General features: G+C 39.6%; 1 protein-coding gene. It reads left to right on the top strand.

Annotation, left to right across the window (positions count from 1 at the left end; all coding sequences use genetic code 11):
- A partial coding sequence (locus AC3G7N_RS22695) for a dynamin family protein (RefSeq protein ID WP_489424352.1) occupies positions 1–513 on the top strand: 513 nt, incomplete at both ends.

The following is a 513-nucleotide window of genomic DNA, read 5'->3' as shown; positions in this document are numbered from 1 at the left end:
AAATCATCGTTTGCTAATGCGTTAATCGGCGAGTCTATTTTACCTGTTTCGCCAAATCCGACTACAGCAGCAATTAACCGGATTGCTCCCGTTTCCAGTGAGCATAAACATGGATCAGTAATTGTAACAATGAAAGATGAAAAAACTATTCTCCAAGATTGTTTAGTCCTTTTAAAAGGACTTTCCCCGCGAAGTAATAGTCTGGAAGATTTGTATAAATGGCTTAAAGGTACAGATATTTCTTCCCTGGCTAGAACACAGGCCCATTATTTACGGGCAATAACCGATGGCTATGAATCAATGAAAGTTAATATAGGTGGTTATATTGAATCTAATGTTGATGATTTTGCTGCATATGTTACTGATGAAACAAAAGCCTGCTTTGTCGAATCGATAGACCTGTATTATGATTGTTCCCTGACGAAACAAGGTATTACCCTGGTAGATACCCCCGGGGCTGACTCGGTAAACGCCAGACATACCAATGTTGCCTTTGACTATATTAAGCATGCG

This window comes from Virgibacillus carmonensis, assembly GCF_057836705.1.
This window is presented reverse-complemented; position numbering and strand designations above follow the sequence as displayed.